Source organism: Nocardia sp. NBC_01329, assembly GCF_035956715.1.
Taxonomy (GTDB): Bacteria; Actinomycetota; Actinomycetes; order Mycobacteriales; family Mycobacteriaceae; genus Nocardia.
The window spans coordinates 5,085,225-5,110,464 of record NZ_CP108381.1; the positions used below are offsets into that span (position 1 = coordinate 5,085,225).

Consider the following 25,240-nt stretch of genomic DNA (forward strand, 5'->3'; position numbering starts at 1 on the left):
TCGTGGTATGAAGCCGATCCAGCTCCTGCTCAATATCCTGTGGCTCATCTTCGCAGGGTTCTGGATGGCGCTCGGCTATTTCGTGGCAGCGCTGATCTGCTTCGTCCTCATCATCACGATCCCGTTCGGGGTCGCCGCGCTGCGCAACGGCGTATATATGCTGTGGCCGTTCGGCCGCACCACCGTCGAGAAACCCGGCGCCGGGGCGGGCGCGCTGCTGGGCAACATCATCTGGTTCGTGGTCGCGGGCTGGTGGCTGGCGCTGGGCCATCTCGGCACCAGTATCGTCCTGGCCTGCACGATCATCGGTATTCCGTTCGCCTGGGCGAACCTCAAGCTGATTCCGCTCGCATTGTTCCCGCTGGGCCGCGAAATCGTGGACAGCGACCAGCCGTTCGGAGCGCGCTGAGTTCTCGGCGTAGAGCGGGTATCGCTACCGGCTCATTCCGAGTCGGCGACGATCTGATTCATGATCGCCACCGCACGTTCCAGATCCTCGAGCTGTTCCGGTTCCAGGCCCGCGAGCTGTGCGCTCATCCAGGCTTCGCGGGCACTGCGCTCATCGGCGAGCAGCGTCTGCCCGGCCGCGGACAACGAAACGATGATCTGCCGACCGTCGGTCGGGTGCGGATTACGCTCCACCAGACCCAGATCGGTGAGCGAGGCGATCACCCGGGTCATCGATGGGGGCTGAACCCGCTCCTTGGCCGCCAGTGCACCGGGCGTCATCGCACCTTCGTTACCGAGAGTGGCCAGGACCGAAAGCTGGGTCAGCGTAATCTGCGATTCCGCACGCCGCCCCCGTAGATGCCGCGTCAAACGCACCACCGCCAGCGAGAGGTCGCTGGCCAGCGCCCGCACATCCGAGTGGGTAGTCACAAAGTGAACCATACGTGACACACGTCGGATCGGCGTGCGTACAGCGGATACGCTGATCGAATGGCCCCGCAGCTCCCGCAGTTTCCCTCGTGGCTGACCGACCCCCGACCGGTCCTCGCCCTCGGCTGCGCGCTGTTCGCCGTCGCCACCGTGGTGGTCTGGCTCAGCGGGCAGCGCTGGGAATCGGCCCGCCTGGTATGCCTGATGGGTTTGGCGGTCGGTCTACTCGGGTACATGATCTTCGCCGTCCAGCGGCGTGGCGCGCGCCGCGGCGCCAAGGGCGCCCAGACCGGATTGTGAGAGCTGTCCGGCACAACGGACACATTGTCCGAGGCAGCGGCGTGAAAGAAGCCCGGGCCGCTCGGTGCCCGGAGCACGCCGCAGGGAATTGACTGTTCGGGCCCAGCGGGCCAAACTCGCTCAGGTGTCCTCTCGATTGAGTGTCGAAGAACGACGGGCCCACCTTATCGAGGCCGCGATCGGCCTTGCCGAGAAAAAGGGAGTCGCGGGGGTGACCACCCGCGATGTCGCTCAGGCCGCGGGCGTATCACTAGGCGTGGTGCACTACTGCTTCGAGAACAAGGACGCCTTGATGACCGAACTGGTCAAGGCGTTGTCGATGGAGTTGCGCGATTCGGTGGACGCCAACGAGTCGGTCTGGCAGAAAGCGGGCAGCGGTACCACCGCGTTGCGCGATCTGCTGCGCGCCGGACTGGAACTCATGTGGCTCAATATCGAAGCCACACCCGAACGCCAGCTGCTCACCTACGAAACCACCACCTACGCGCTACGTGAGGGCGAGCAAACCCCCGCCAAACTGGCGATCGCCCGGGAACAATACAACTTCAACGATTCCACGGTCGCCGATATCCTCGACCACGCCCGCGATGCCACCGGCAGCACCTGGAAGGTTCCGGTGCCACAGCTCTCGCGCTTCACACTCAGCGTGATCGACGGCATCGTGCTGCGCTGGCTGGTCGACAACGACAGCGAAAGCGTTCGCACACAACTGGATCTGCTCGCCCAGGCCCTGGCCGGGCACGCGGACCAGTCGTGATGTCCACTGCCCGGTGTTCAGCCCGGACGGCCCGGCCGCAGCACGTGGGTCGTGGTACCGGCGCGCCACCACGGTACGGTCACCGTCCTGGTCACCGCACCGGTCAGCCGAATACGCAGTTCATCGTGCAAGATCAGGGGCCCCTCTTGCGGTGGCAGCGTGAAGAGCCGGCTCAGCACCACACCCAGCGGCTCCTGCGCCCAATCGGTTTCCCGGCCCTCACCGAGAACTTCGGCGTCGACCTGTTCGGAAACCAACGGCAGATCCAGTAGAACGGCGAGGTCGGCGGCGTTCGCCGGATCCGCGACCACCAGCCGGTCCGCGGGCACAGCGAGACCGAACCACGGCTGATCCAGAACCAGCGCGTCGCCGGCGTCGATCACCGCCCCGGACAGGGCCCGCACCCGATCGGGCGGGCCGAGCGCAGTGAGATCCAGTCGCGGCACAGCCGCACCCAGCCGGGTGTGCACCGCCGACACCACTTCGGGAGCGGGCGACTTCCCGCTGTCGGCCAGCGCTTCCAGCAACGTTTCGACCAGCGCGATACCCAGCTCACCGGGATCAGCGAGGCAGCCGCGCAGCGCGTCGAGATCGACGGCGGACAATCCGGTGATCGGGAGTTCCGGCAGCAGTCCGGTGAATTCGGTATCCGCGGGATGCCGGTAGCCGCCCAACGCGACTCCATCGATCCGCGCGTAATGACGCAGCCACCACGCCGTGTATCCGTCCGGCTTGCCGAGCAGCGGCCGGGTGCGTTCCGTGGTCAGTAACCGCCACAGCGCCTCCGGCCAGGCCGCGTCGTCGACCAGGTCCAGATCGCGTACCGCGACCAACTCCGCAGGATCCTCGGAAAGCCCTGCCCACCACGTTTCCTCGTCATCGAGATGGTGGTCGGGTCCGGTCGGATCGGATTCGGTGACCACCCCGAAGTCCCAGCCGACCCCGATAGCCCGCAAAGCCTCGGCACCGTACTCCGCGACCACTTCCCCGGCGACGACCCCGAACGGCGAATCCGGGACCAGCAGTTCGATCAACGGTGCATCCGGGAGCAACAGTTCGTCGGCCGGTCGAGCGCCACCGGAGCCATCGGCCAGTTCGAGCATGCCGAGCCAATCGGGCAGTTCGGCAGCCGCGGCGGCCGCGGCCAGTCGCAGTACCGCCTCGATCGTCTCCGGATCGGCGGGGTGCTCGGTCAGTTCCGCCCGTAATGCGGGGTCCGACAGCAGGTCCGCTATCCCGGCTCGCTGTGCGCCGAGCCGCGCCAGCAGCGGATGCGCCGCTTCCGGGTGCACCAGTCGGGCCCAGTGCACCGGCACCGCGGTGGGCAGGGCCGTGAGTTCATCGTCCAACACCACCGTCCGCGGGCCTGTCACCAGCCGCCCGTCGGCGAGCGGCACCGGCAGGGCACCGAGTTCCTCCACCGTCAGCGGATCGGTGACGAATGGTTCCAGCGCGGAATAGAACGTGAACCACCAGGAGGGAGACCGTTCCAGCCCTACGCAGAGTTCCGCCAGCCGGGCCGGGCCGAGCCGGTGCACTTCCAGCGCGGCGAGCGCTTCCGCGTACCGGGCGCCGGACAGGTCCGGGATCACCAGCGGATCGAGCACCCCACCCAGTAGTCCGGCCAGTTCGGGAGTGAGGTCGGGATATACGCTCGCCCGCGTGGGTACCGCCACCCGGCCGTCCCCGTCGGTCTCCCCGGCCCCGGTCACCTCGTCGCTTCCGGCGTCCGGCGGCGCCGCGACCACCGGGAGCCATGCCCCGGTTCGCAGTTCGTGCAGGATCGCCTCGCGTAACAGACCGTCGGTCTCGCTGCGGGCGAATGCCGGCATGGGCACCAGTACCGAGCGCGACCGCCGGGGCAGCGCACGAGCGAAATCGGCGTATCCCGCGGCCAGTTCGGCCGGATGGTTCCCGGGCAGCACCCGGCGGCGGTCCGGTTGCATCGGAATATCGGCGATGAGCACCGCCGGGAGCGACAGTTCCTCATCCGAACGGGTCGGAGCCCGCAGCACATCGGGACCGGCGGGCACCGGTACGCCGTCACGCAACGGCAGCAGCCAGCGGGCCCGCGCGGTCTGGAACTGCCACCACTTCTGCTCGGTTCCGGGGCCGCTGATACGTAACTCGCTCACTCCCGCGAGCCCCGAATCTCCGGTCTCCGCGCGCACGATATCGTCACCGATCCGGATCTCCCGCAGCGCCGGCAACTCCAACAGCAGATCGACGGCCTCGGCCCGCATGGATTCCAGCAGTGCGCTGGGGTCGACATCTTCGCGCAGCGTCAGCACGATCTCGGTCTCGGCGCCGGTGAGGGGGGCGGTGGCCACGGGCCAGGCCAGCCGCAGGACCGGTGGCACAAACTCGTTCTCGGCTTCCGGTACGACCACCCCGGCGTCTTCCAGTGCTGCGCGGGTGCGTTCCCGAGAGAAACAGAGCGATCCACTGGTGGACCGGAATTCGAGCTCCTCGCTCGCCGTCAGCACGGCGGTGAATCCGACACCGAAACGCCCGGTCTCGCCACCGCTCCCGGATTTCCCGGAAGCCCGCAGGGCAGTCAGCGCGTGCACTCCGGATATATCCAGTGGTGCGCCTGTATTGGCCACCGACAGCGTCCGGCCTGTGCACCGCACGGTGATCCGGCCCGCCACTCCCGCCTTCACGGCCGCGTCCGCGGCGTTCTGCGCCAATTCGGTCAGCAGCCGATCGCGGTAGCCGGCGCGCACCAGATCGGCCTCGGTGGCCGCGTCCTCCCGCAGCCGGGTCGGCGAATCACGCCAGGCGGCCAGCACCGCGGCGCGCAACCCCGCGGTGCCGAAGGGATCCGCGGTACCGACGTCCGTACCCACTGGCCCGAACGTTTCGCCCACCGCACCGGTCTCGCTCACCCGAGCCAGCGTACGTGTCCGGGTCCACCGGTCGCGCCGCCACGGTACGGCCCGCAGGCCCCTTACCGGTAGCGGTCCGCGCGGTTCCGAGACCGGGCTCGGCTCCCCTCCGGACGGACGTATCGATCGCGGTCGAGTGTTCGCGACGAGGTGCTCGCGCCCCGCCGGCTACGGAGTATCCGACGAGGTTGTGGAATCGTCCGCTTCTGTGGGCGCCGAATCCGGCCGAGGGAGATCGGCGCTCTCGGCTACGGTAGCCTCGGGCGCCACCGCGACCACCTCGATCGCCGCATCGTCGTAGGCCTGATAGATCGGTGATCCGGCACCGGTCGGCAACTGGGTATCCGAATGGGCACCGCAGCCGTACCCCATGTGCACCACATGCCCGTCGGCGCCCATCGCGTTCGCACAGACTCCGAAACAGGCGCGCAGCGCGCCCGCCAGCGGGACATAGAAACCACAGCTCTCACACGCGCCGGGTGCGGCCTTGGCCATCTCGGTATCGGGGCCGAACTCGGCGTACCAGCGTTCGGCCGCATCCTCCCGGCCCTCCCGGCTGAGTACCTGTTTCCGGCCCAGCCCCACCTGACCGGCCAATTCGTCGACCTCGGGGTCGCCGGTGGCGGTGTAGCCCGGCGCGAGTCGCGAGTCGCCGGCGGGCGGGGCCAGCAGATCGCCGGGTGCCAGGTCGCCGGGGCGGATGCGCTGATCCCAGGGCACGAAGTCCGGCGCGATCAGCGCGTCGGGCCCGGGCAGCAGCGCCGACTCGCTCACGGTCACCCGGTCGGTGTCCGGTGCGGCGGCCACCACCACCGCCCACTGCCACCCGTGGTAGCCGGGCAACGTGGCCTCGAAGCGGTGCGTGGCCGAACATTCGTCCTCGGCGCGGACGCCCAGATGCACTCCGACCCCGGTCGGCTCCAGGTCCACGAGCGCACGACGAGCCAGGTCGACGGCCCCGGCCAGGATCGTCCGCACCTCGGTCTCCGAAACAGATACTGCGCTCACGGACTACATTTTGCCGTATGAAGCGCACTCGGCGTACCTGGGTCGGTGCCACGCTGCTCTGCTTGCTCGCTGCGGCCGCCTGCCGGGGCACCGATGACGCGGTGCCGCGGCTGAATATCGAGGTGCTGGCGACCCACCGGCACGATCTGGGCGCGTTCACCCAGGGCCTGGAAATCGACGACGACGTGCTGTACGAGAGCACCGGGATGGTCGGGTTCTCCGGTATCCGCACCACCGACCGCGCCACCGGCAAGGAACTGGTCCGGGTCGCGCTGCCGCCGCCTTTCTTCGGTGAGGGCATCACGCTGGCCGGCGACACGCTGTGGCAGATCACCTGGAAAGAAGGGGTCGCCTTCGCTCGGGACCCGCGGACGCTGGCCGAGAAGCATCGGGTGAACTACCCGGGTGAGGGCTGGGGTCTGTGTACCCGCGACGGACGACTCGTCATGAGCGACGGCTCGGCCGGGCTGACTTTCCGCGATCCGGTGACTTTCGCACCCACTGGATCGGTGGCGCTGACCAGCCACACCGGCGCTCGGCTGAACGAACTCGAATGCGCCGAGGACGGTTCGGTCTACGCCAACTCCTGGCCCACCGACGAGATTCTCCGGATCGATCCGGAGACCGGGCGTGTCCTGGCCGTCGTCGATGCCGCCGGACTGCTTCCGGCCACCGAACGCGCGCAGACCGACGTGCTCAACGGTATCGCCCAGATCCCGGGCACCGACCATTTCCTGATCACCGGAAAGTACTGGCCCACGGTGTTCGAAGTCCGTTTCGTCCCGGCCTGACCCGCGCGGTGGCGCAGCGACACATCTCACTTTCCGGCCGTCGTGAGCAGGGCGGCGTTTGCGGGCCGTCGCCGTGGGCCAGAATTGAGATGTGCCCACTTCCCGCGAGCCCTCCGGTTCCGATCGCGGTCAGTGGCCCGCCGGCGAGTCACCGCCACCGCAGCGGCATCCAGGTTTCGACCGCTACCCCCCGCCGAACGTGCCACACCGCAATCATGAACCCGACCCCGGCAACACTCGACCGGCCCCGCCGTCGACCCGCCCCCTGCCCACCGCCGAGTCCGACGCCGCGGGGCCGGACGACCACTCGTCCCGGTCGGCGCGTAGTGGCCATCCGGTCCCACCGGTAGTGGAGAACCGGGAACGCTCGACGGGGCGGGAGGGCCGCTTCGCTCGCATATTGGGCTCGTTGAGCGGGTCACGCGGGTCGGCGGGGTCGGTCGATATGGACCCACCGGATGAGCGGGGAACGGCCGGCCGTCGGACCGGCGAGCCGAGCGGCACTCCGTTCTCTCACAGGGACGGAATACCGCCGTCGGAGACCGAGCGCGGAAGTTACCGGCAGGGCCCGCCTGCCGGGCACCGCACCCCCACCGGTCCGGACCTCGCCCCGGGTCTCGGCACGCGGCGGGACCCGGTCGGATTCGAGGCCGGCGGTCGGCGCCCACCTCCCGGTGAGGACCGCCGTGAGCCCCCGGACCGGCCGACTCCGGGCGCCGCCGGCGCGCGGTATCGAACCGAACCGAGTGGCGCGGGCGGCCGGCAGAAGGATGCGAACGACGGCGGTTACAAAGAGCCGGCGGCGACCGAGGAGTACCCGCGCGCCGAAGCCGGTGCGGAATCCGGCACCGAGGACCGCCGCGTCCCCCGCAAACTCACTGTCACGCGGGTCGCGGCGATGCGCGGGCGGGAGATCACCGAAAAAGGTATCGCCACTTTCCGGCGGGCGGCCGAAGCCGACGGTGCGGGCAAATCCGGTCTGACAGCGCTCACTTACGCCACCATGGCGAACTTCGCCCTGGACGCCGCGATAGCGGTCGCCCTGGCCAATACGCTGTTCTTCGCCAGCGCGACCGCGGAGAGCAAGACGAAGGTCGCGCTGTATCTGCTGATCACGATCGCGCCGTTCGCGATCATCGCGCCGCTGATCGGCCCCGCCCTGGACCGGCTGCAGCGCGGCCGCCGGTTGGCGCTGGCCAGTTCGTTCGCCGTACGCGCGGTACTGGCGGTGGTGTTGATCTTCAGTTTCGGCAGTTGGGTGCTCTACCCGCTGGCACTGTGCATGATGGTGCTCAGCAAATCGTTCGCGGTGCTCAAGAGCGCGGTCACTCCCAGAGTCCTGCCCCCCGATATCGACCTGGTTCGCACGAACTCTCGCCTCACCGTCTTCGGACTGGTCGGGGGCACGCTCGGCGCCGGAGGGATCGCCGCCGCGACCGCCGCGATCGCCGGCTCGACCGGCGCGCTGGTCCTGGCGGCCGGAATCGCCGTCGGCGGGGCGTATCTGAGCTGGAAGATCCCGCGCTGGGTGGAGATCACCGAAGGCGAGGTCCCGACCACCCTCGGCTACCACGCCCGCGATACGGAAACCGAGGCGTTCGACCCCACCACGGGATCCGCGATACCGGCCCGCAAACGCCGCCAGCCACTCGGCCGCGCGGTGGTCACCGGGCTGTGGGGTAACGGCAGTATTCGCGTGCTCACCGGATTCCTGACCTTCTATATCGCGTTCGTGGCCAAGGCGACCGAACATCGCCCGGTACAGCAGGCAGCGATGCTGGGTCTGGTCGGCGCGGCGGCCGCCATCGGAAATTTCGCGGGCAACGCCACCGGGGCGCGGCTGCGGCTGGGCAGGCCCTCGCTGGTCGTGGTGAACTGCACGATCGGATGCACAGCCGTGGCCGTCTTGGCCGTACTGACGAACAACCTGTTCGGTGCGGCGGTGGCCGCCCTGGTCGCCGCGGGAGCGAGCGCGCTGGCCAAGGTATCCCTCGATGCCGCTATCCAGGACGATCTACCGCCCGAGTCGATCGCCTCCGGGTTCGGTCGCTCCGAAACCGTGTTGCAGCTCAGCTGGGTGATCGGCGGCGCGGGCGGGGTTCTGCTCCCGACCGACTATTGGAAGGGTTTCGCTGTGGTCAGTGCGGTGCTGGTCGGGGGGCTCGTCCAGACTGTGCTGAGCTATCGCGGGTTCAGCCTGCTGCCCGGTCTGGGCGGTCGCCGCCCGCTGCACGCCGAACAAGAGGTTCCGCACTACCATCCCCCACGAGGAGAAGCCGCCCGGTGAGTACGAACACAATCCGCAGGACCCTCGCGCTGGCCCTGACCGGGATCCTGGTACTGGTGGCCGCCACCGCCGGCGTGGTCTGGCTGCTGGCACGGGACGCCGAATCGAAGGACCCGGAACTCACCGCGTACGCGCACGGCACCAGTGTCACGGTGCCGCCGTTCCGCTACTGCACGGTGCGGATGGAGGACTGCCGGCAGGGCGAAACCGTCTTCTTGGAGGTGCCGGCCGGTGATCCGCTGCAGATCTCCCTGCCCGACGCGCTCGTGGACAGCCCGTGGGAACTGTTGCCGCTGTACGCCCGTGAGAACGGCGAACTCGTCGAGCAGCCGAGCTCCTACCGGGATCATCCGGCGGACACCCGCGCGCTGACCGTCCCGTCGCGGCCCGAACCGGGATTGGAACTGGTCGGAGTGGAGTTGCAGGTGATGATCATCGCGATCGACGAGGTCGGTAACGAATTCCCCATCCCGCACGCGGTGTGGTCGATCAAAACGGCCTGATACGACAGCGGGCCGGCGGGATCATCCGCCCGGCCCGCGAATGTTCTCGCGCTGGAGGATCAGCTGTCGAGTTCCCGCGCCACCGCGCGCACGACCTCCGAGATACGCTGAGCGGTCTTGCGATCCGGGTAGCGACCCTTGCGCAGATCCGGCTGCACCTTCGCCTCCAGCAACGTGATCATGTCCTCGACCATGCCGTGCAGTTCGTCGGGGTTGTGCTTGCGCGCGACCGGCTCCTTGCGGGTGTTGCGCTCCTGGTTCTGCCGTACCGAAGGCGGCGCCTCCACCAGTTTCAAAGTCAGTGCCTGCGGCCCGCGCCGCCCGGCAGCCATCCCGAATTCGACCCGCTGGCCGGGTTTGAGCGTCTCGACACCCTGGGGCAGCGCGGACGAGCGGACGTAGACGTCCTCACCCTCGTCCTGGGAAAGGAAACCGAAGCCCTTTTCCACGTCGTACCACTTCACCTTGCCGGTCGGCACTGCGCTCACCCGTTCGTCTGTTCGGCGCCCGGACACCGGGCCCGGTCACACTCGTCCGCTGAAACCCGCTGGTGGCAGGTCTTGTCCACTACTCGAAAAACGCGCCCCACAGGCATGCAGGACGCGAGATCGCTCCGAGTCTACCCCGGTGGGTACAGCGCCAGCACATCAGTTTTACGGTCGAACGGTGACGAATTCCGCCGATCCGGGGCCCTCGGGCCCGCCGCCCGGGCGCACCCCCGGCAATTGGTTACTACAACTCGCGCTCGGACTGTTCGCCCTCGGGCTGTTGTCCGTGGTGGCGATCTTCCTCACTCCGGTCCTCACCGACGGTGAACCAGGGCTGTGGTTGTATCTCGGCGCGATGCTGGCTCCGGTCGGTTTCGTCGCGGCGCTGATCTTCGCGCTGCGCTCCGGTCGCCGATCCAAGTGACCACTGTTCAATACCCGGCCGCGCCGTGACCTATGCGTTACGTGATGATAATCACATAACGGCCCGATAACGGCGCGGCGTGTCCCGCCGCCGATCCGCAATATGGCTCTACTAGCTGCGCAGAGACCGCGAGCGCGCGTCGTGACCGCTCCGCAACCCATCCGCACACGCCGGTTACCAAATAGTGATTTTTCGCGGGGAACGTCGTACCGTCTACCCCAGCCGGGCACTCCGGCCCACCGGTCCGCCGCACCGAACCTCGCCCCGCGGAAACCGGAACCCAACGGAAACCACAGGGGCAAGGGCGGGACGGGCACCCTCTCAGCCTGGACCCGAGCGAATACCTCGCAGGTGCGTACGAGAGGAAGACGAAACCGAATGAGTGGACGCCATCGCAAGCCCACCAATGCCGGTCGCACTGTGGCCAAGGTCGCCGTCACCGGCGCCATGATCAGCGGTGCGGGTGTAGCCCTCGCCGGTACCGCCAGCGCGGCACCCGACGCCGACTGGGATCGACTCGCACAGTGCGAAGCCGGCGGCAACTGGGCCATCAACACCGGTAACGGCTATCACGGCGGACTGCAGTTCTCGCAGAGCACCTGGCAGGCCAACGGCGGCGGAGATTACGCGCCGACCGCGAACCAGGCCAGTCGCGAACAGCAGATCGATGTCGCCGAAAACGTACTCGCCTCGCAGGGCTGGGGCGCCTGGCCTTCCTGCTCGTCGTCGCTGGGCCTGAGCAGCGGCTCGACCCCGCGGGAAACCCCGGCCGATACTCCGGCCGTGCAGACCGAGACCGAAACCCCCAGCACCCAGGCCGCGCCGGGCACCCCGACTCAGGCGCAGGCCCAACCCCAGACTCAGACCCAAGAGGTCTACACCGCCGTGGACCGCGCGCTCGCCGCCGTCCAGGCACAGGGCGTGCAGGTTCCGCAGCCCGCGCTGGATCTGTTCCAGGCCGTCAAGGCCGGCAACCCCCAGCTCGATTCCGGCCTGCTCAACGTCTTCGAAGCGAACAAAGGCCTGCTGCCCTCCTGATCGGGCATCCCGGCTACGAAAGAACCCCGCCTCACCGTCAGGTGATGCGGGGTTCGTTCGTTCGTCCGCTCAGCGGTTGATCACTGTGTGCGGGTGCAGATACGGCAGCTGGTCGGCAGCCAACGGGAACTCGGTGTCCTCGCCGAAAGGCGAGAGGTTACCGGAGCGGGACGCAGACAACTCGGTGACAGCGTGATCACCATCGGCCACCTCGGGCCAGCCGTTGTCGACGTAGGGTTTCTTCGATTTGTTCACCACCTTCTCATTCTGGCACGGCCGCGCCGCGGGTCCGCGCGCCAATCGCCTCGGTACCGCAGTTCGCAGGCCGGGCCCCTCGATGACGGTCACCGGACCGCACCCCACCGGACCCGCAGCCCCCGGCTAGTCTGGACCGGATGACCGGCCAAGACTCGTTCACCGCCTGGCTCGGTGCCCGCTCCGACGCACAGCTGGTGGCTCTGCTCGAACGTCGGCCCGATCTCGCGGTGCCGTTGCCGTCCTCCATGGGAGTACTCGCCGCCCGCGCCGAACAACGTGCCTCGGTCCTGCGCGCGGCCGATGAGCTGGGCACCGTGCCCTTCGCGATCGTGGAAGTTCTGGCACTGCATACCGCAAGCGGCGGTGAGCCACTCACCCGCACCGAACTCAAACGCACGCTGCGTCCTCGAGCCAAGGCGGCGACAGTGGACGCGGCCGTCACCGAACTGGCCGATCGGGCGCTGCTCTGGTTCGACGGCGACCGGATCAGGTTGGTGCCGGCGACCGCGGAAGCGTTGCCGTGGCCCCTGGGGAGCGGAACCGACCCTGCCGGTGGCCTGTCCGAACCGGAACTCACCGTGGCGCTCGCCGATCTCCATCCCGCCCAACGCGCGCTTCTGGACAAACTCGCCGCGACCGGGCCGCGCGGCCGCACCCGCGATGCCGCACCGGACGCGCCGGTGGACCGTCCGGTACCCCGACTGCTGGCCGCGGGGCTGCTGCGCCGGATCGACGACGAGACAGTGGAACTTCCCCCCGCCGTGGGTCAGCTGCTGCGCGGCGAACCGGTTACCGACGTGTACCGACTGACCGAGCCCGAACCGCGGACGACTCCGCACCGGATCGCCGAAGTCGACGGCGTCGGCGCGGGCGAGGTCGGCGAACTGCTCCGGCACTGCGCCGCCATCCTCGACGTACTCGGGCAACTTCCCGCTCCGGCACTGCGGGCGGGCGGGCTGGGAGTACGGGAATTGCGCCGCATCGCCAAATCCGCCGGGATCGACGAAACCCGGGCCGGTCTGCTGGTGGAACTGCTCGCGGCGGCGAAGCTGATCGAGAAAGGTTTCCCCGATCCGGCACCGGAGGCCGACGCCGACGATTTCTGGGCGCCGACCCCCGCCGCGGACTCCTGGCTGGAAGCACCGTCGGCGCGCCGCTGGGTCCCGCTCGCACACGCCTGGCTGGAACTGGACCGGAATCCGTGGATGATCGGCTTGCGCGATGCCGCGGACAAGCCGCTGGCGGCGCTCGCGCACGAACTCCGGGCACCCTACGCCGTGCGGGATCGGCGCATCGTGCTGGAGACACTGGCCGAGCAACCTCCCGGCACCGATCTCGATCCCGGAGACCTCGCCCGCCTGCTGGCATGGCGCACCCCGCGACGCCGCCGGCACTTCCGGCGCCAAGTCGTCGACAACACCCTCGACGAGGCCGCCGCGGTGGGTCTGGTGGGACGCGGTGCGCTCACCACCGCCGCCCGGACCTTGCTGACAAATGCCCTCGCGGCCGCGGAAGCCGCACTGGAGGCCGCGCTCCCCGACCCAGTGGACCATGTCCTGGTCCAGGCCGACCTGACGGTGGTGGCGCCGGGACCGCTCACCGCCGACCTGCAGCGCCGGATCGAACTGGTCGCCGATGTGGAATCGGCCGGGGCCGCCACCGTCTACCGGATCGGGGAGCCCACGCTGCGCCGCGCGCTCGACGCCGGCCTCACCGCTGCTGAGCTGCACAGCCTCTTCGACCGTCACTCCCGAACCCCCGTCCCGCAGACGCTCACCTATCTGATCGACGATGTGGCGCGGCGGCACGGCCGGTTGCGGGCCGGGATGGCGCAGTCGTTCGTGCGCAGTGAGGATCCCGCTCTCCTGGCGCAGGTGCTGGCCTCCCCCGTTGCCGAAACCCTGGCGCTGCGCGGTATCGCGCCGACGGTGGCGATATCGCAGGCGCCGCTGGGCGAGTTGTTCGAGCAATTGCGCGCGGCGGGTTTCGCGCCCGCCGGTGAGGACGCCTCCGGCGCGATCGTGGATCTGCGGCAGCGCGGGGCGCGGGTCAGCGTACGACCGCTGGCCCGGCAGCCGTACCGGCCGTCCCCGCCGACAACTGATCAACTGCAGCTACTGGTCACCGAACTACGTGCCGGCGAGCGGGCCGCCACCGCCACCTCCGGGCAGGCGGTGCGCAGCGACGGCACCCGCACGAGCACCGCCGCCGCGCTGGCGCTGCTCCAACTGGCGGCCCGGGTACGACGGCAGGTACATATCGGCTATGTCGACGCCAAAGGCACCGCGATCCAACGTGTCGTCGAACCGGTGCGCGTCGGCAACGGTCAGCTCGACGCGCTGGACCCGGTCACCGGAACGGTCCGGCAGTTCACCCTGCACCGGATCTCGTCGGTCGCGCTGCTCGAATAGCGGTTCCGCCCCAGCGCTCAGCCGCGCAGCGAACCCGGATAGAGGTACTGGTCCGGTGGCGGGGTGGTGCCGCGCAGCCAAGCGTCGAAGAAACCCGTCAGATCGGTCGGCGATTCGGACTGGATGAATGCGCGGAATTCCGGCATCGAGGCATTGCCGTAGGCGTGAACTGCCGCGAATTCTCGCAATGCGTCGAAGAAAACGTTGTCCCCCAGCTGTTTACGCAATGCATGCATGAACAGCGGCCCTCGATAGTAGACGGAGGTGAACATCTTTTCCGGCCCGGGATCCTCCAGCGGCACTTCCCAGAATTTCGGCTTCGCCAGCATCTTCCGAATCGTGTCACGGTATTTCGCGTCCACATCGACACCGTCCGTCCGCTCCGGCCAGAGATAGTCGGCGGTATAGCTGGCGACACATTCGTTGAGACAGATATCGGACCAGTTCTGCACCGACACCGAATCACCCCACCACTGGTGGGCCGTCTCGTGCACCACGGTATTCAGATCGGCCCACGACGCGTAGGTGGGCCGGGTCTGGGTTTCCAAGGAAAACGGGATATCGGCGGCCAGGAATATCCCACCGCCGGCATCGAACGGATACGGGCCGTACAGACTTTCGGTGAAATCGAGGACCTGCGGCAGCCTTTCCTCGTACTGCCGCAACTTCTCGGCACCCGGCGCGAAAGCGCTCAGCAGCGGGGTGCCGTTCGCGCGGCGCTGTTCCAGGAATTCGAACCGGTCGATGGCGACAGTGGTGAGGTAACCGATCACCGGGTGCCGCTGTTCCCAGCTCACCGTGCGGAACCCGTCGCGCACTTCATCGCGTACCCGGACACCGCCCGACATCACCTGCCATTCCTCCGGAACGGTCGTGTGCAGGGTGAAGGTGGCCTTGTCCCGCGGGGAATCGTTGAGCGGATACCAGGTGGATGCCGAATGCGGTTGCCCTGTGGCGAATGCGCCGCCGGTCGGCGCGTAGGTCCAGCCCTCGCCGCGAGTATCGGTGGCCGTGCCCGCGTAGTCGACGGTGACGGTGAACGGCAGACCGGGCAGCAACGGCAGCGCCGGATGCACGACCAGTTCGTGCGGTTTCCGCCATTCGAATCCGGCGGCCACATTGTTCACCCGCACTGTTCGCACCGGGGGGCCGCTGTAATCGAGGTTGAACGATGTCAGCGGCTGGGTGGCGGCGGCATCGATCCGGGTCGACCCGGTGAGCTGGTGATCGGCCGGGTCGTAGCCGAGGGTCACGTCGTAGTGCGCGACGTCGTAACCGCCGTTACCGTCCATGGGAAAGTAGGAATCGCCCAATCCCGCCGAACCCGCCAACGACGCGGACGGTGCCTGCGCGGCTGCCGGAACCAGGGCCGGACTCGACAACGCGATCACCGCGGCGCTCAGCCAGCGGGTCGGCCTCATACGATTCCACCTTCCGTGATCGACTCAGGTTCTCCTCGTCACCCGCTCGACGACGTTAGTCGCTATCGACCCCGGATGCCGGTACCCCGGAAAACGCGGCGCGCGAGCGTTTCCCGGCCCGCGTGGACCAACGGTCGGCACCGCGCGCCGCGGCTCAGGCGCCGAGCCCCTCCGGCAACTGGCCCGGATCGAGCAGCAATCGTTTGGCCGCGCTGCGGTGAACCTGTTCGGCGAGGGCGAGATTGTCCGCGAGTAAACGCCATTCGATCTCGGTGATCGCCGCGCAGGCCCGCTCGATCACGGCGGTATCGGTGGTTCCCCAGGCGATCGGCATCGCCTCGACCGGCAGCCAGCGCTCCCCGATCGAACGACTGGTGCGATCACCGCGGACCGCGATGACGGGAACCCGCTCCCCTTCGGTCAACCGATGCCCGGGCAACTGTCGCACCTTCCGGGTGACCAGTGCGTACCGCGACTCCCCGGTATCGCTACGGGCCACATTGACCAGCGCGAGCAGCACCGCGCCACGCGACCGGATCGGCGCGACCACCGCCGGCGCCAGTTCCCCTTCCGCGTAGAGCCGATCGATACCGGTCCGGCGCGGTGCCCACAGCGCCACCCACAGTGCCGTCGCCGTGCCCAGTGCACCGGCCAGCGCCAGTGGATAGGACCAGGGATGGCCCAGCCACACCAGGTAGGCGGTGGCGGCCGCGGCACCGAGAGCGGCGGGGACCGCGGCGAGCCGCACCCGGCGGCGTCCGGCGACTACTTCGTTGACCGCGTGGGCGTGCCTGCGGTCCACCACGAATCGGAAGCGTCGCACGTCGCCATTCCTAACACAATTCGTCGAGTTCGGAACGCCGTTATTGCTCGCCGGGTCCTATGGCAGGGCCCAGCAGATCATCGGCATCCGTTATCCGATAGGCATAACCCTGTTCGGCGAGAAAACGTTGCCGATGCGCAGCGTAATCCGCGTCCAGAGTGTCGCGGGCCACAACGGAATAGAAATGGGCCTGACCGCCGTCGTGTTTCGGACGCAGCAACCGGCCCAACCGCTGGGCTTCTTCCTGGCGCGACCCGAAGGTACCGGAAACCTGCACAGCCACCGACGCCTCCGGCAGGTCGATGGAGAAATTCGCGACCTTGCTGACTACGAGTACCGGGATCTCGCCACGGCGGAAAGCGTCGAAAAGAGCCTCGCGTTCCTTGTTCTTCGTCGACCCCTGGATCACCGGGGCGTCCAGGGCGGCGCCCAATTCCTCCAACTGGTCCAGGTAAGCGCCGATAACCAGGGTGGGCGCAGTGCGGTGCCGGGCCAGAATGGATTTCACCACGGCGATCTTGGTATGGGCGGTGGAGCAGAGCTTGTAGCGTTCCTCGGGTTCGGCGGTCGCGTAGGACATCCGCTCGGCATCGGTCAGCGTGACCCGGACCTCGATACATTCGGCCGGGGCGATCCAGCCCTGGGCCTCGATATCCTTCCACGGCGCGTCGTAGCGCTTGGGACCGATCAGCGAGAACACATCGCCCTCGCGGCCGTCCTCGCGGACCAGCGTGGCAGTGAGACCGAGCCGCCGCCGTGACTGCAGATCGGCCGTCATCCGGAAAACCGGGGCGGGCAGCAGATGCACCTCGTCGTAGATCACCAGGCCCCAGTCCCGGCTGTCGAACAATTCGAGATGCTTGTACTCACCCTTCGATTTGCGGGTGATCACCTGGTAGGTCGCGATGGTGACCGGGCGGACCTCCTTGCGTTCCCCGGAGTACTCGCCGATCTCCTCCTCGGTGAGCGAGGTGCGCGCGAGCAGTTCCCGCCGCCACTGCCGACCGGCGACGGTATTGGTCACCAGGATCAGGGTGGTGGCCTTGGCGCGTGCCATCGCCGCCGCCCCCACCATCGTCTTACCGGCACCACACGGCAGCACCACCACACCGGATCCGCCCGCCCAGAACGAGTCGGCGGCCATCTCCTGGTAGTCGCGCAGCTGCCAGCTCGCGCCCTGGAAGTCCAGATCGATCGGGTGGGCTTCACCGTCGACGTACCCGGCCAGGTCCTCGGCGGGCCAGCCGATCTTGAGCAGCTGCTGTTTGATGTGCCCCCGCTCGGACCCGTGCACGACCACCGTGTCGTCGTCGATACGTTCGCCGAGCATGGGGGCGATCTTCTTGTGCCGCAGCACCTCGGCCAGCACCGCGCGATCGAGGCTGACCAGAGTCAGTCCGTGCGCCGGATGCTTGACCAGTTGCAGCCGCCCGTAGCGGGCCATCGTCTCGACGATATCGACGAGCAACGGCTGCGGTACCGGGAAACGGGAGTGGCCGACCAGCGCGTCCACGACCTGCTCCGCGTCGTGCCCCGCGGCCCGGGCGTTCCACAGGGCCAGCGGTGTCACCCGGTAGGTGTGCACGTGTTCGGGTGCTCGCTCCAGCTCCGCGAACGGGGCGATCGCTTGCCGCGCCACATCCGCGAGTTCGTGATCGACCTCCAACAGGACTGTTTTATCGCTCTGCACGATCAGCGGCCCGTTCGCCACGGAACACCTCCTCACCTCGGCTGTCGCCCATTGTCCCCGAAGCCACCGACAGCGCGCCGGGGGGTGTTTTCGGCGCGCTGTCGCGCGCGAGGGCCGGTGTTTCGGCGGCGCGGGGGTTGAGGCCCTGAAGTCTCGCCGTTCAGGCCTCGGGACTCGCATCCGGCGCGGGTGGGTCTCGTAAAACCCGACTCGGGTGGTTGCGTCGGCATTCGATGCCCGGTCCAGTATGTATCAACTGGCCCGAGACAGTGGCTACCCGACATCGCCAGTATGGGAGCCATGATAGAGATCGCGGCGGCGGCCGGGGTGGCGGTGGCCGCGCTCGGGCTTGTCCTCACTCCCGGCCCGAACATGATGTATCTGGTTTCCCGCACGATTTCGCAGGGCCGACGCGCCGGAATGATCTCGCTGACCGGCGTGGCCGCCGGTTTCGGGGTCTACCTGGCCGCCGCCGCAACCGGTATCACCGCCGTGTTCACCCTGGTTCCAGCGCTGTACACAGCGCTGAAGGTGGCCGGGGCCGCGTATCTCCTGTGGCTGGCCTGGCAAGCGATACGGCCGGGCGCGGTATCGGTGTTCACCCCGGAGCCGCTGCCCCGCGATCCCGCCGGGCGGCTGTTCACGATGGGGCTGGTCACCAATCTGCTCAACCCGAAGATCGCCGTCATGTATCTGGCGCTGATCCCGCAGTTCGTCGCGCCCGATTCGGGACCGGTGTGGGCGCAGAGTCTGGGCCTCGGAGCAGTGCAGATCACGGTCGCGCTCGCCGTCAACGCCCTCATCGTGTGCACGGCGGGAACGGTGGCCGGATTCCTGAGTGGGCGGCCGCTCTGGTTACGGGTACAGCGACTGCTGATGGGTTCGGTGCTGGGGACGATGGCGGTGCTGCTACTCACCGACCGGACCCGACCGGCTCCCGCCTGACCAGTCCGGTCAGCTCAACCGGACACCGCGCAGTTTCGCCGGGTTGGCATGGTCGTAAGCGCCCCGGACCACCCCGTCCACCACAGTGAACCCCACGACCCGCGACGGGAAGCCGGGATGGTCGCCGTCGCCCGGACGAGCGTGGACGAGCACGCCGAGCTGCCCGTTGACCCGCACGAACTCCATACTCTCGGCGACGAAATCGACCCCGGGCCGGTCCAGGCCGTAGCGGCGGATGAGACCGAGGAACAGTCGGGCGACCTTGTCCGGGCCGAAGATCATATTGCGCGCGGTCTGCGTGGTACCGCCGGAATCACCGATCATCACCGCCTCGGGGTGCAGTACCGCCGCCACCGCCCGGGCATCTCCGGCACTCAGCGCGACCAGCAGCTTCTGTACGGCGGCCTCGTGCTCGTCGTCGGCGGTTACCGGCGGTGTCTGTTCGCGAACGACCTTGCGCGCGCGGGCGGCCAGCTGCCGGGCGGCCTCGGCGGTGATATCGAGAATCCCGGCGATCTCGCCGTAGGGAACCGCCAGGCCCTCGTGCAATACGAACGCCACGCGCTGTGGCGGGGTGAGCTGGTCCAGTACCACCAGCGCGGCCATCCGGAACTCTTGCCGCAGCACCACCGAGGCGAGTGGGTCCGAACCCGGGACACCGGCCAGCGGCGTCACCACGGGTTCCGGGAGCCACTGGCCCACATAGCTTTCCCGGCGGACCGCGGCACTGCGCAATCGGTCCAGGCAGAGCCGGGAGACCACCGTGGTCAACCACGCGCGCAGATCCTCGATCTCCGACTGTGCGGCTCCGGCCAGCCGCAGCCAGCTCTCCTGAACAGCGTCCTCCGCATCCGCCACGCTGCCGGTCAGCCGGTAGGCCACCGCCAGCAGATGCCCGCGATGGGACTCGAACAGGTCGGCGAGAAGCGCGGCTACCACCGCCGGAATTCTACGGAGCGCGAGTGCCGAGCCAGGCGGCGCCCCGGTGCGGGGGCATGAGAAATCGGATGCCCGAAACCGACTCGGGCTGCCATTATCGTGGGGTGGAGGAGCGCATATTGACCGACGGAACCGTGTGGCTGAACCGGCCGGTGGACTCCGATATCGAGACGATCCTCGAATGCTGCCAGGATTCGTCGATCGCCGAATGGGTGACGATCCCGGTGCCCTACGGCCGTACCGACGCCGAGTACTTCGTCCGCACCAGATCGGCCGAGGGATGGGCCGGTAACAGCCCCACCTGGGCTATCCGGCTAGGCGAGCACGGGCGCCTCGTCGGAACCGTGGGCCTGGGTGTCCAGCCGCAGGACCAGGGCTCCGCCGAAATCGGCTACTGGATCGCTGCCGAGCACCGCCGGCAGGGGCTGATGTCCCGGGCCATCGAGCTCGCGTGCGATTTCGGTTTCGACCCGGACGGGATGGGCCTGACCCGTATCCAGTGGCGCGCTTTCGTCGGCAATCACCCGTCCGCCGCCGCGGCCCGCAAGCACGGTTTCCGCTATGAGGGTCTGGCCCGGCTCGGCAGTGTGCTGCGCGGAAGCCGCCGCGACCATTGGATGGCCGCCCGACTCGACACCGATCCACCCGGTCCGGCGGACGGATGGCCGGCCGGGATCTGATCCGGGGAGTTCGGCGCGTCGGCGGAGTGTCCGAGGTTTCCCCCACCGCGGCCCGCCGCCCGCGCCGCGGAACCAGGGTCCGTACGGCGCTGCGGCCCGATCGTCAGTCCCGGCGGCGCTGGGCGACGGCCTCGGCCAGCCGGTTCAGCTGGACAGCGGTGGTGTCCCAGTCCATGCAGCCGTCGGTGATGGACTGGCCGTAGGTGAGGTCGGCCGACCGGCCCAAGGTGAGGTCTTGGCGTCCCTCGACCAGGAAGCTCTCCAGCATCACGCCGACCACGCCGGGTTCCCCGGCGGCCAGCCGCTCGGCGATATCGGCGACGACGACCGGCTGGCGCCGGTGGTCCTTGTTGCTGTTGCCGTGGCTTGCGTCGACGACAATGCGCTGCGGCAGTTTCGACTTCTCCAATCGCACGCACGCGTCGGCCACCGAGGCCGCGTCATAGTTGGTGCCGTTGGACCCGCCGCGCAGGATCACATGGCAGTCCTCGTTACCTGCCGTGCGGATGAGGGCGGAGCGTCCGTCGAGATCGGTGCCCGGGAACACGTGGCTGGCCGCAGCCGCCCGGACTCCGTCCACCGCGACCTGTACATCACCGTCGGTGCCGTTCTTGATCCCGACCGGCATGGACAGCGCGCTGCTCAGCTGCCGGTGCACCTGGCTGGCCGCGGTACGGGCGCCGATCGCACCGTAGGAGACCAGATCCGAGATGTACTGCGGAGTGATGGGGTCGAGGAACTCGCAGGCCACCGGCAGGCCCAGCGCGGTGATGTCGAGCAGCAGCTGGCGACCGATGCCCAGCCCGGTGTTGACGTCGAAGCTGCCGTTGAGATGCGGATCGTTGATCAGGCCCTTCCAGCCCAGCGTGGTGCGCGGCTTCTCGAAATAGACGCGCATGACCAGATGCAGCCGGTCGGAAAGTTCGGCCGAGGCGGCGGCCAGGCGGCGTGCGTAGTCGAGGGCGGCTGCGGGGTCGTGAACCGAGCAGGGGCCGACTACCACCATGAGGCGGTCGTCGAGCCCGTTGAGGACCTCGATGGTGGATTTGCGGCCGGCCCGGACGATGGCGGCGTGGTCGTCGGTGATGGCGTGCACCCGGCGCACTTCGGCCGGGGATCGTAACGGGCTCACACTGAGGGTGCGCTGATCGTCCAGATCGCAATGATGGGCGTCGATATCGACTGCGGTTGTCATCGTGGGTGGTGTCCTTCTCGTTCGGGCCGACCCACGGAAACATCTACCCGTCGAGCCGGTCTTATCCGGCTCGGGGTGAACTGGTCAGCGCGCGGGATAGCGGCAGACCGACCCACCCCGGGCCGGCTTGCTAAACCAGAAATACACGCGCTGCACGATTGGCCACGCTACCAGCCGGTTGCCCGCAGATGTCGATCCGGGGCGAAATAGCCTGAGAGAAAGTGATGCTCAACACAATTCCGCCCCCGTGCCGTTTCAGAACATGCCGGGTTCGTAGTTCCCGGCCGGGGTGTGGGCGATGGCGTTGAGCCGATTCCATGCGTTGATGGTGGCGACGGCGACCAGCAGGCCGCCGATCTGGTCGTCGTCGTAGTGTTTACGCACGCGCTGCCAGGTCTCCTCGCTCACCCCGCCGCCGTCGGCCAGCCGGGTGCCCGCCTCGGTGAGTTCGAGCGCGGCGCGTTCGGCCTCGGTGAACACCGGAGCTTCCCGCCATGCGGCGATCAGGTTGATCCGCAGCGCGGTCTCCCCGGCGTGCAGGGCGTCCTTGGTGTGCATGTCCAGGCACATCGCGCAGCCGTTGATCTGGCTGGCGCGGATCTTCACCAGCTCGTAGGTGGCGGCGGGTAGACCTGAGCTCTCGGCGACCTTGCCGGCGGTGGTCAGCCGCTTGACGTAGCTCGCGGTGACCTTGTTCTCGAAGAGATTCACACGGGGTTCCATGTCCGGATTCCTTTCGTTCCTGCCTTGTCGAAGAGAAGACGGGATACCGAACGCAGATGTGACATTCCGCGGGGAACCACCGGGTGCGGACTACCGGATCAGGCCGAGAAATCGAACTTCACGTCGGTCAGCCGCTCCGAGAGCTCCCATAGCGAACGGGCGGTGAGCTGGTCTTTCGCCCGCTTCGAGCAACCCGAACGACCCGGGTGTCCGCGCATACCGCCCAGGCCGGTCGGCCCGTAGTACGCGCCCGGCTCGACGGTGGCGGTCGCGGCGAACAGTTCGGGCAGCGCGCCCATCTCCGCGCTCTGCGCGAACACCTTGTTGCCGATGCTCATCACCGAGTCGAGCGCAGTCTCGGTGTGTGACTGCAGGTCGGTGGCCGCGTATCCCGGATGGGCCGCGAGCGAGAGTTTCGCCGACCCGGCCGCGGCGAGCCTGCGCTGCAGCTCGAAAGCGAACAGCAGATTGGCCAGCTTCGACTGCCCGTAGGCCGACCAGCGCTTGTAGGGCCGCCGTTCCCAGTTGAGATCGTCGAGGTCGATGACCCCCGCCGTGTGGGCGCCGCTGGACAGGGTGACGATCCGCTCACCGATCTTGCCCAGCAGCAGCCCGGTCAGTGCGAAATGGCCGAGGTGGTTGGTGCCGATCTGCATTTCGAAGCCGTCGGCGGTCCGCCGCAGCGGTACCGCCATCACCCCCGCATTGTTGATCAGCACATCCGCGTTCTCCACTCCGGCGGCGAACTCCCGGATCGAGGACAGATCGGCCAGATCCAGCTGCCGGACCTGCGCCCGCTCCCCGATCTCGTCGGCGATCGACTGACCTTTGCCGACGTTCCGGCAGGCCAGGATCACCTGCGCTCCGGCGCCGGCCAGGGCGCGTGCGGCGACCGCGCCGAGTCCGCTGTTGGCACCGGTGATGATGACGGTTCGACCCTGCTGATCGGGGATGTCCCCGACGCCCCAACCACTCATGGGGCGAGTCTAATGCGCTGGGGCTATGTACACAGGGCACGACGGACCGGGATCGCGGCGCGGATCCTGACCGCCCCCCAACGCCGGTACCTGCGTAGAAACTACCCGGCCTTTCCAAAACGATATAGGTTTGCCTAACCTATACCGGACCGGAATCGCGCCGCACACGCTTTCGAGTCCCTGTTTTCCTATGAGGCATATCGTGACTTCCACCGCTGCCGGCACCCATCGTGACGGCTACGTTCCCTTTCCCACGGACCTGGCCGACTCCTATCGTGCCGCCGGCTACTGGTCCGGCACCACCGTGGGTGATCTGCTGCGTGATACCGCCCGCCGCGGCCCGGATCGCCCCGCTCTCCTCGGCGACCGGACGCTGACCTATGCCGAACTGGACGGCGAGGCCGACCGGATGGCGTACGGATTCCTGGACCTCGGTATCGCGCCGGGTGACCGGGTGATCGTGCAGCTGCTCAATACTCCCGACTTCGCCATCGTGTTGTTCGGCCTGCTGCGCGCCGGCATCATTCCGGTGCTCACCCTGCCCGCGCACCGCCGGGCCGAGATCGAGCACCTGGCCCGCCTGTCCGGCGCAGTCGCGTACCTGGTCGCCGACAGCCAGGGCGATTTCGACTACCGGCAACTGGCTGCCACTCTCCTGACAACCGTCGCGACTCTGCGCCACGTCCTGGTATCGGGCGAGGCCGGTGAATTCACCGAGCTGATGTCGATCGCCGCCGACACCGGAGCGTTGCCGGCGATCGATCCCGGCGATATCGCACTCATGCTGGTGTCCGGAGGCACCACCGGACTCCCCAAACTCATCGCCCGTACCCACGACGACTACGTCTACAACGCGACCGCCAGCGCGGCCGTATGCGGACTCGGCGAGCAGGATGTCTACCTGGCCACCCTGCCCGCCGCACACAACTTCCCGCTGGCCTGCCCGGGCCTCCTCGGCACGGTGGCGACCGGCGGCGCGCTGGCCTTCGCCGCCGATCCCAGCCCGGAGAGCGCGTTCGCGGTGATCGAACGATACGGAGTCACCGTCACTGCCGTGGTGCCACCGCTGGCTCAGCTGTGGTCGGCCGCCGTCGAATGGGAGGACGCCGATATCTCCTCGCTACGGCTGCTACAGGTAGGTGGCGCGAAGCTGGCCGAGGTGAACGCACGCGAAGTGGCACCGGCGCTGAACGTCACCTTGCAGCAGGTGTTCGGTATGGCCGAGGGATTGCTGAACTTCACCCGACTCGACGACGATCCGGACATCATCTGCACCACCCAGGGCCGCCCGCTGTGCCCGGCCGACGAGATCCGAGTGGTGGACGCGGAGGGCGCCGATGTCGCACCGGGCGCGGAAGGCGAGCTGCTCACCCGCGGTCCGTACACGTTGCGCGGGTACTACCGCGCGCCGGAGCACAATGCCCGCGCTTTCACTCCCGACGGCTTCTACCGCAGCGGCGATCTGGTCCGGCAGTTACCCAGCGGCCATCTGGTGGTGTCGGGCCGGATCAAGGATGTGATCAACCGGGGCGGGGAGAACGTCTCCTGCGACGAACTCGAGGAGCATCTGCTCGCCCACCCCGCGGTCCGGCACGCGGCCGCGATCGGGCTGCCCGACCCCGGTCTCGGCGAGAAGGTCTGCGCGGTACTGGTCGTGACCGGTGATATGCCGACCCTGGCCGAGATCAAAGAGTTCCTCACCGGCCGCGGCCTGGCCACCTACAAACTCCCGGATGTACTGCGCCGAGCGGACACCCTGCCGCTGACCGCCGTGGGCAAGATCGACAAGAAGGCGCTGCGCGCTCAGGGTTAGCC

The 25,240-nt window shown here is 68.2% G+C and carries 24 protein-coding genes; 12 read left to right on the top strand and 12 right to left on the bottom strand.

Annotation, left to right across the window (positions count from 1 at the left end; translation table 11 throughout):
* The first annotated feature begins 7 nt into the window (after positions 1–7).
* Positions 8–409 (top strand): YccF domain-containing protein, encoded by a 402-nt coding sequence (locus tag OG405_RS22980; protein ID WP_058853830.1) that lies wholly within the window; start codon positions 8–10, stop codon positions 407–409.
* A 32-nt stretch (positions 410–441) separates the two neighbouring features.
* On the opposite strand, the gene OG405_RS22985 is transcribed toward OG405_RS22980, so the two are convergent.
* Positions 442–891, bottom strand: coding sequence for a MarR family winged helix-turn-helix transcriptional regulator (locus OG405_RS22985; RefSeq protein ID WP_442790595.1), 450 nt, complete (start codon positions 889–891; stop codon positions 442–444).
* A 48-nt stretch (positions 892–939) separates the two neighbouring features.
* Here OG405_RS22985 and OG405_RS22990 point away from each other — a divergent pair, with 48 nt between their 5' ends.
* Positions 940–1,179, top strand: coding sequence for a DUF2530 domain-containing protein (locus OG405_RS22990; RefSeq protein WP_327148530.1), 240 nt, complete (start codon positions 940–942; stop codon positions 1,177–1,179).
* 124 nt (positions 1,180–1,303) lie between these two features.
* Positions 1,304–1,936 (top strand): TetR/AcrR family transcriptional regulator, encoded by a 633-nt coding sequence (locus OG405_RS22995; protein WP_327148531.1) that lies wholly within the window; start codon positions 1,304–1,306, stop codon positions 1,934–1,936.
* A gap of 17 nt (positions 1,937–1,953) precedes the next feature.
* Here the strand turns inward: OG405_RS22995 and OG405_RS23000 are convergent, their stop codons facing one another.
* On the bottom strand, positions 1,954–4,728 hold the full coding sequence (locus tag OG405_RS23000; protein ID WP_442790784.1) for a sacsin N-terminal ATP-binding-like domain-containing protein: 2,775 nt from the start codon (positions 4,726–4,728) through the stop codon (positions 1,954–1,956).
* Positions 4,729–4,992: 264 nt separating this feature from the next.
* The gene (locus OG405_RS23005) at positions 4,993–5,832 is read right to left on the bottom strand and encodes a DUF3027 domain-containing protein (protein ID WP_327148533.1); all 840 of its coding nucleotides are present in this window, start codon (positions 5,830–5,832) and stop codon (positions 4,993–4,995) included.
* Positions 5,833–5,849: 17 nt separating this feature from the next.
* Between OG405_RS23005 and OG405_RS23010 the strand changes: the two genes are divergently transcribed.
* The 3 genes from OG405_RS23010 (at position 5,850) to OG405_RS23020 (ending at position 9,413) form a co-directional block, all read left to right on the top strand.
* Positions 5,850–6,623, top strand: a complete 774-nt coding sequence (locus tag OG405_RS23010; protein WP_327148534.1) for a glutaminyl-peptide cyclotransferase — start codon at positions 5,850–5,852, stop codon at positions 6,621–6,623.
* Positions 6,624–7,068: 445 nt separating this feature from the next.
* Positions 7,069–8,910, top strand: coding sequence for an MFS transporter (locus tag OG405_RS23015; protein WP_327148535.1), 1,842 nt, complete (start codon positions 7,069–7,071; stop codon positions 8,908–8,910).
* Positions 8,907–9,413: a DUF2771 domain-containing protein gene (locus OG405_RS23020; RefSeq protein WP_327148536.1), complete on the top strand. Its 507-nt coding sequence runs from the start codon at positions 8,907–8,909 to the stop codon at positions 9,411–9,413. Before OG405_RS23015 ends, OG405_RS23020 begins: the two co-directional genes overlap by 4 nt.
* A 59-nt stretch (positions 9,414–9,472) precedes the next feature.
* On the opposite strand, the gene OG405_RS23025 is transcribed toward OG405_RS23020, so the two are convergent.
* On the bottom strand, positions 9,473–9,892 hold the full coding sequence (locus OG405_RS23025) for a cold-shock protein (RefSeq protein ID WP_327152455.1): 420 nt from the start codon (positions 9,890–9,892) through the stop codon (positions 9,473–9,475).
* A gap of 187 nt (positions 9,893–10,079) precedes the next feature.
* Between OG405_RS23025 and OG405_RS23030 the strand changes: the two genes are divergently transcribed.
* Positions 10,080–10,325, top strand: coding sequence for a hypothetical protein (locus OG405_RS23030; protein ID WP_327148537.1), 246 nt, complete (start codon positions 10,080–10,082; stop codon positions 10,323–10,325).
* A 378-nt stretch (positions 10,326–10,703) separates the two neighbouring features.
* A complete protein-coding gene (locus OG405_RS23035) occupies positions 10,704–11,363 on the top strand; it encodes a transglycosylase family protein (RefSeq protein ID WP_327148538.1) in 660 nt (219 codons plus the stop codon).
* 69 nt (positions 11,364–11,432) lie between these two features.
* Here the strand turns inward: OG405_RS23035 and OG405_RS23040 are convergent, their stop codons facing one another.
* Entirely contained in the window at positions 11,433–11,621 is a 189-nt protein-coding gene (locus OG405_RS23040) for a hypothetical protein (RefSeq protein WP_327148539.1), read from the bottom strand.
* Positions 11,622–11,758: 137 nt separating this feature from the next.
* Here OG405_RS23040 and OG405_RS23045 point away from each other — a divergent pair, with 137 nt between their 5' ends.
* Positions 11,759–14,032 carry a helicase-associated domain-containing protein gene (locus OG405_RS23045; protein ID WP_327148540.1) on the top strand — a complete coding sequence of 758 codons (2,274 nt, stop codon included), beginning with the start codon at positions 11,759–11,761 and terminating at the stop codon, positions 14,030–14,032.
* A gap of 17 nt (positions 14,033–14,049) precedes the next feature.
* On the opposite strand, the gene OG405_RS23050 is transcribed toward OG405_RS23045, so the two are convergent.
* From OG405_RS23050 to OG405_RS23060, 3 genes are all read right to left on the bottom strand, one after another.
* Positions 14,050–15,453 carry a M1 family metallopeptidase gene (locus OG405_RS23050; protein ID WP_327148541.1) on the bottom strand — a complete coding sequence of 468 codons (1,404 nt, stop codon included), beginning with the start codon at positions 15,451–15,453 and terminating at the stop codon, positions 14,050–14,052.
* Positions 15,454–15,607: 154 nt separating this feature from the next.
* Positions 15,608–16,276: a DUF3239 domain-containing protein gene (locus OG405_RS23055; protein ID WP_327148542.1), complete on the bottom strand. Its 669-nt coding sequence runs from the start codon at positions 16,274–16,276 to the stop codon at positions 15,608–15,610.
* 40 nt (positions 16,277–16,316) lie between these two features.
* The gene (locus OG405_RS23060; RefSeq protein ID WP_327148543.1) at positions 16,317–17,987 is read right to left on the bottom strand and encodes a DNA repair helicase XPB; all 1,671 of its coding nucleotides are present in this window, start codon (positions 17,985–17,987) and stop codon (positions 16,317–16,319) included.
* Positions 17,988–18,266: 279 nt separating this feature from the next.
* On the opposite strand from OG405_RS23060, the gene OG405_RS23065 reads away from it, so the two are divergent.
* A complete protein-coding gene (locus OG405_RS23065) occupies positions 18,267–18,911 on the top strand; it encodes a LysE family translocator (RefSeq protein ID WP_327148544.1) in 645 nt (214 codons plus the stop codon).
* 9 nt (positions 18,912–18,920) lie between these two features.
* Here OG405_RS23065 and sigJ read toward each other — a convergent pair whose 3' ends face one another.
* Positions 18,921–19,850, bottom strand: coding sequence for an RNA polymerase sigma factor SigJ (gene sigJ / locus OG405_RS23070; RefSeq protein ID WP_327148545.1), 930 nt, complete (start codon positions 19,848–19,850; stop codon positions 18,921–18,923).
* A gap of 119 nt (positions 19,851–19,969) precedes the next feature.
* On the opposite strand from sigJ, the gene OG405_RS23075 reads away from it, so the two are divergent.
* Positions 19,970–20,530, top strand: coding sequence for a GNAT family N-acetyltransferase (locus tag OG405_RS23075; protein ID WP_327148546.1), 561 nt, complete (start codon positions 19,970–19,972; stop codon positions 20,528–20,530).
* 103 nt (positions 20,531–20,633) lie between these two features.
* On the opposite strand, the gene OG405_RS23080 is transcribed toward OG405_RS23075, so the two are convergent.
* The 3 genes from OG405_RS23080 to OG405_RS23090 all read right to left on the bottom strand — a co-directional run bounded on the left by OG405_RS23080 (position 20,634) and on the right by OG405_RS23090 (position 23,425).
* The gene (locus OG405_RS23080) at positions 20,634–21,725 is read right to left on the bottom strand and encodes a 3-deoxy-7-phosphoheptulonate synthase (protein WP_327148547.1); all 1,092 of its coding nucleotides are present in this window, start codon (positions 21,723–21,725) and stop codon (positions 20,634–20,636) included.
* A gap of 255 nt (positions 21,726–21,980) precedes the next feature.
* The gene (locus tag OG405_RS23085; RefSeq protein ID WP_327148548.1) at positions 21,981–22,448 is read right to left on the bottom strand and encodes a carboxymuconolactone decarboxylase family protein; all 468 of its coding nucleotides are present in this window, start codon (positions 22,446–22,448) and stop codon (positions 21,981–21,983) included.
* A 98-nt stretch (positions 22,449–22,546) separates the two neighbouring features.
* Positions 22,547–23,425, bottom strand: coding sequence for an oxidoreductase (locus OG405_RS23090; protein ID WP_327148549.1), 879 nt, complete (start codon positions 23,423–23,425; stop codon positions 22,547–22,549).
* Positions 23,426–23,615: 190 nt separating this feature from the next.
* Here OG405_RS23090 and OG405_RS23095 point away from each other — a divergent pair, with 190 nt between their 5' ends.
* Positions 23,616–25,238: a (2,3-dihydroxybenzoyl)adenylate synthase gene (locus tag OG405_RS23095; protein WP_327148550.1), complete on the top strand. Its 1,623-nt coding sequence runs from the start codon at positions 23,616–23,618 to the stop codon at positions 25,236–25,238.
* The last annotated feature ends 2 nt before the right edge of the window (positions 25,239–25,240 follow it).

Bases quoted from the DNA above. Each gene is read 5' to 3' on its own strand.
- OG405_RS23080 (WP_327148547.1), bottom strand. From the start codon at position 21,725: ATGACAACCGCAGTCGATATCGACGCCCATCATTGCGATCTGGACGAT.
- OG405_RS23090 (WP_327148549.1), bottom strand. From the start codon at position 23,425: ATGAGTGGTTGGGGCGTCGGGGACATCCCCGATCAGCAGGGTCGAACC.
- OG405_RS23095 (WP_327148550.1), top strand. From the start codon at position 23,616: ATGAGGCATATCGTGACTTCCACCGCTGCCGGCACCCATCGTGACGGC.
- OG405_RS23050 (WP_327148541.1), bottom strand. From the start codon at position 15,453: ATGAGGCCGACCCGCTGGCTGAGCGCCGCGGTGATCGCGTTGTCGAGT.
- OG405_RS22980 (WP_058853830.1), top strand. From the start codon at position 8: ATGAAGCCGATCCAGCTCCTGCTCAATATCCTGTGGCTCATCTTCGCA.
- OG405_RS23045 (WP_327148540.1), top strand. From the start codon at position 11,759: ATGACCGGCCAAGACTCGTTCACCGCCTGGCTCGGTGCCCGCTCCGAC.
- OG405_RS23015 (WP_327148535.1), top strand. From the start codon at position 7,069: ATGGACCCACCGGATGAGCGGGGAACGGCCGGCCGTCGGACCGGCGAG.
- OG405_RS23035 (WP_327148538.1), top strand. From the start codon at position 10,704: ATGAGTGGACGCCATCGCAAGCCCACCAATGCCGGTCGCACTGTGGCC.
- OG405_RS23010 (WP_327148534.1), top strand. From the start codon at position 5,850: ATGAAGCGCACTCGGCGTACCTGGGTCGGTGCCACGCTGCTCTGCTTG.
- OG405_RS22990 (WP_327148530.1), top strand. From the start codon at position 940: ATGGCCCCGCAGCTCCCGCAGTTTCCCTCGTGGCTGACCGACCCCCGA.
- OG405_RS23085 (WP_327148548.1), bottom strand. From the start codon at position 22,448: ATGGAACCCCGTGTGAATCTCTTCGAGAACAAGGTCACCGCGAGCTAC.
- OG405_RS23065 (WP_327148544.1), top strand. From the start codon at position 18,267: ATGATAGAGATCGCGGCGGCGGCCGGGGTGGCGGTGGCCGCGCTCGGG.
- OG405_RS22985 (WP_442790595.1), bottom strand. From the start codon at position 891: ATGGTTCACTTTGTGACTACCCACTCGGATGTGCGGGCGCTGGCCAGC.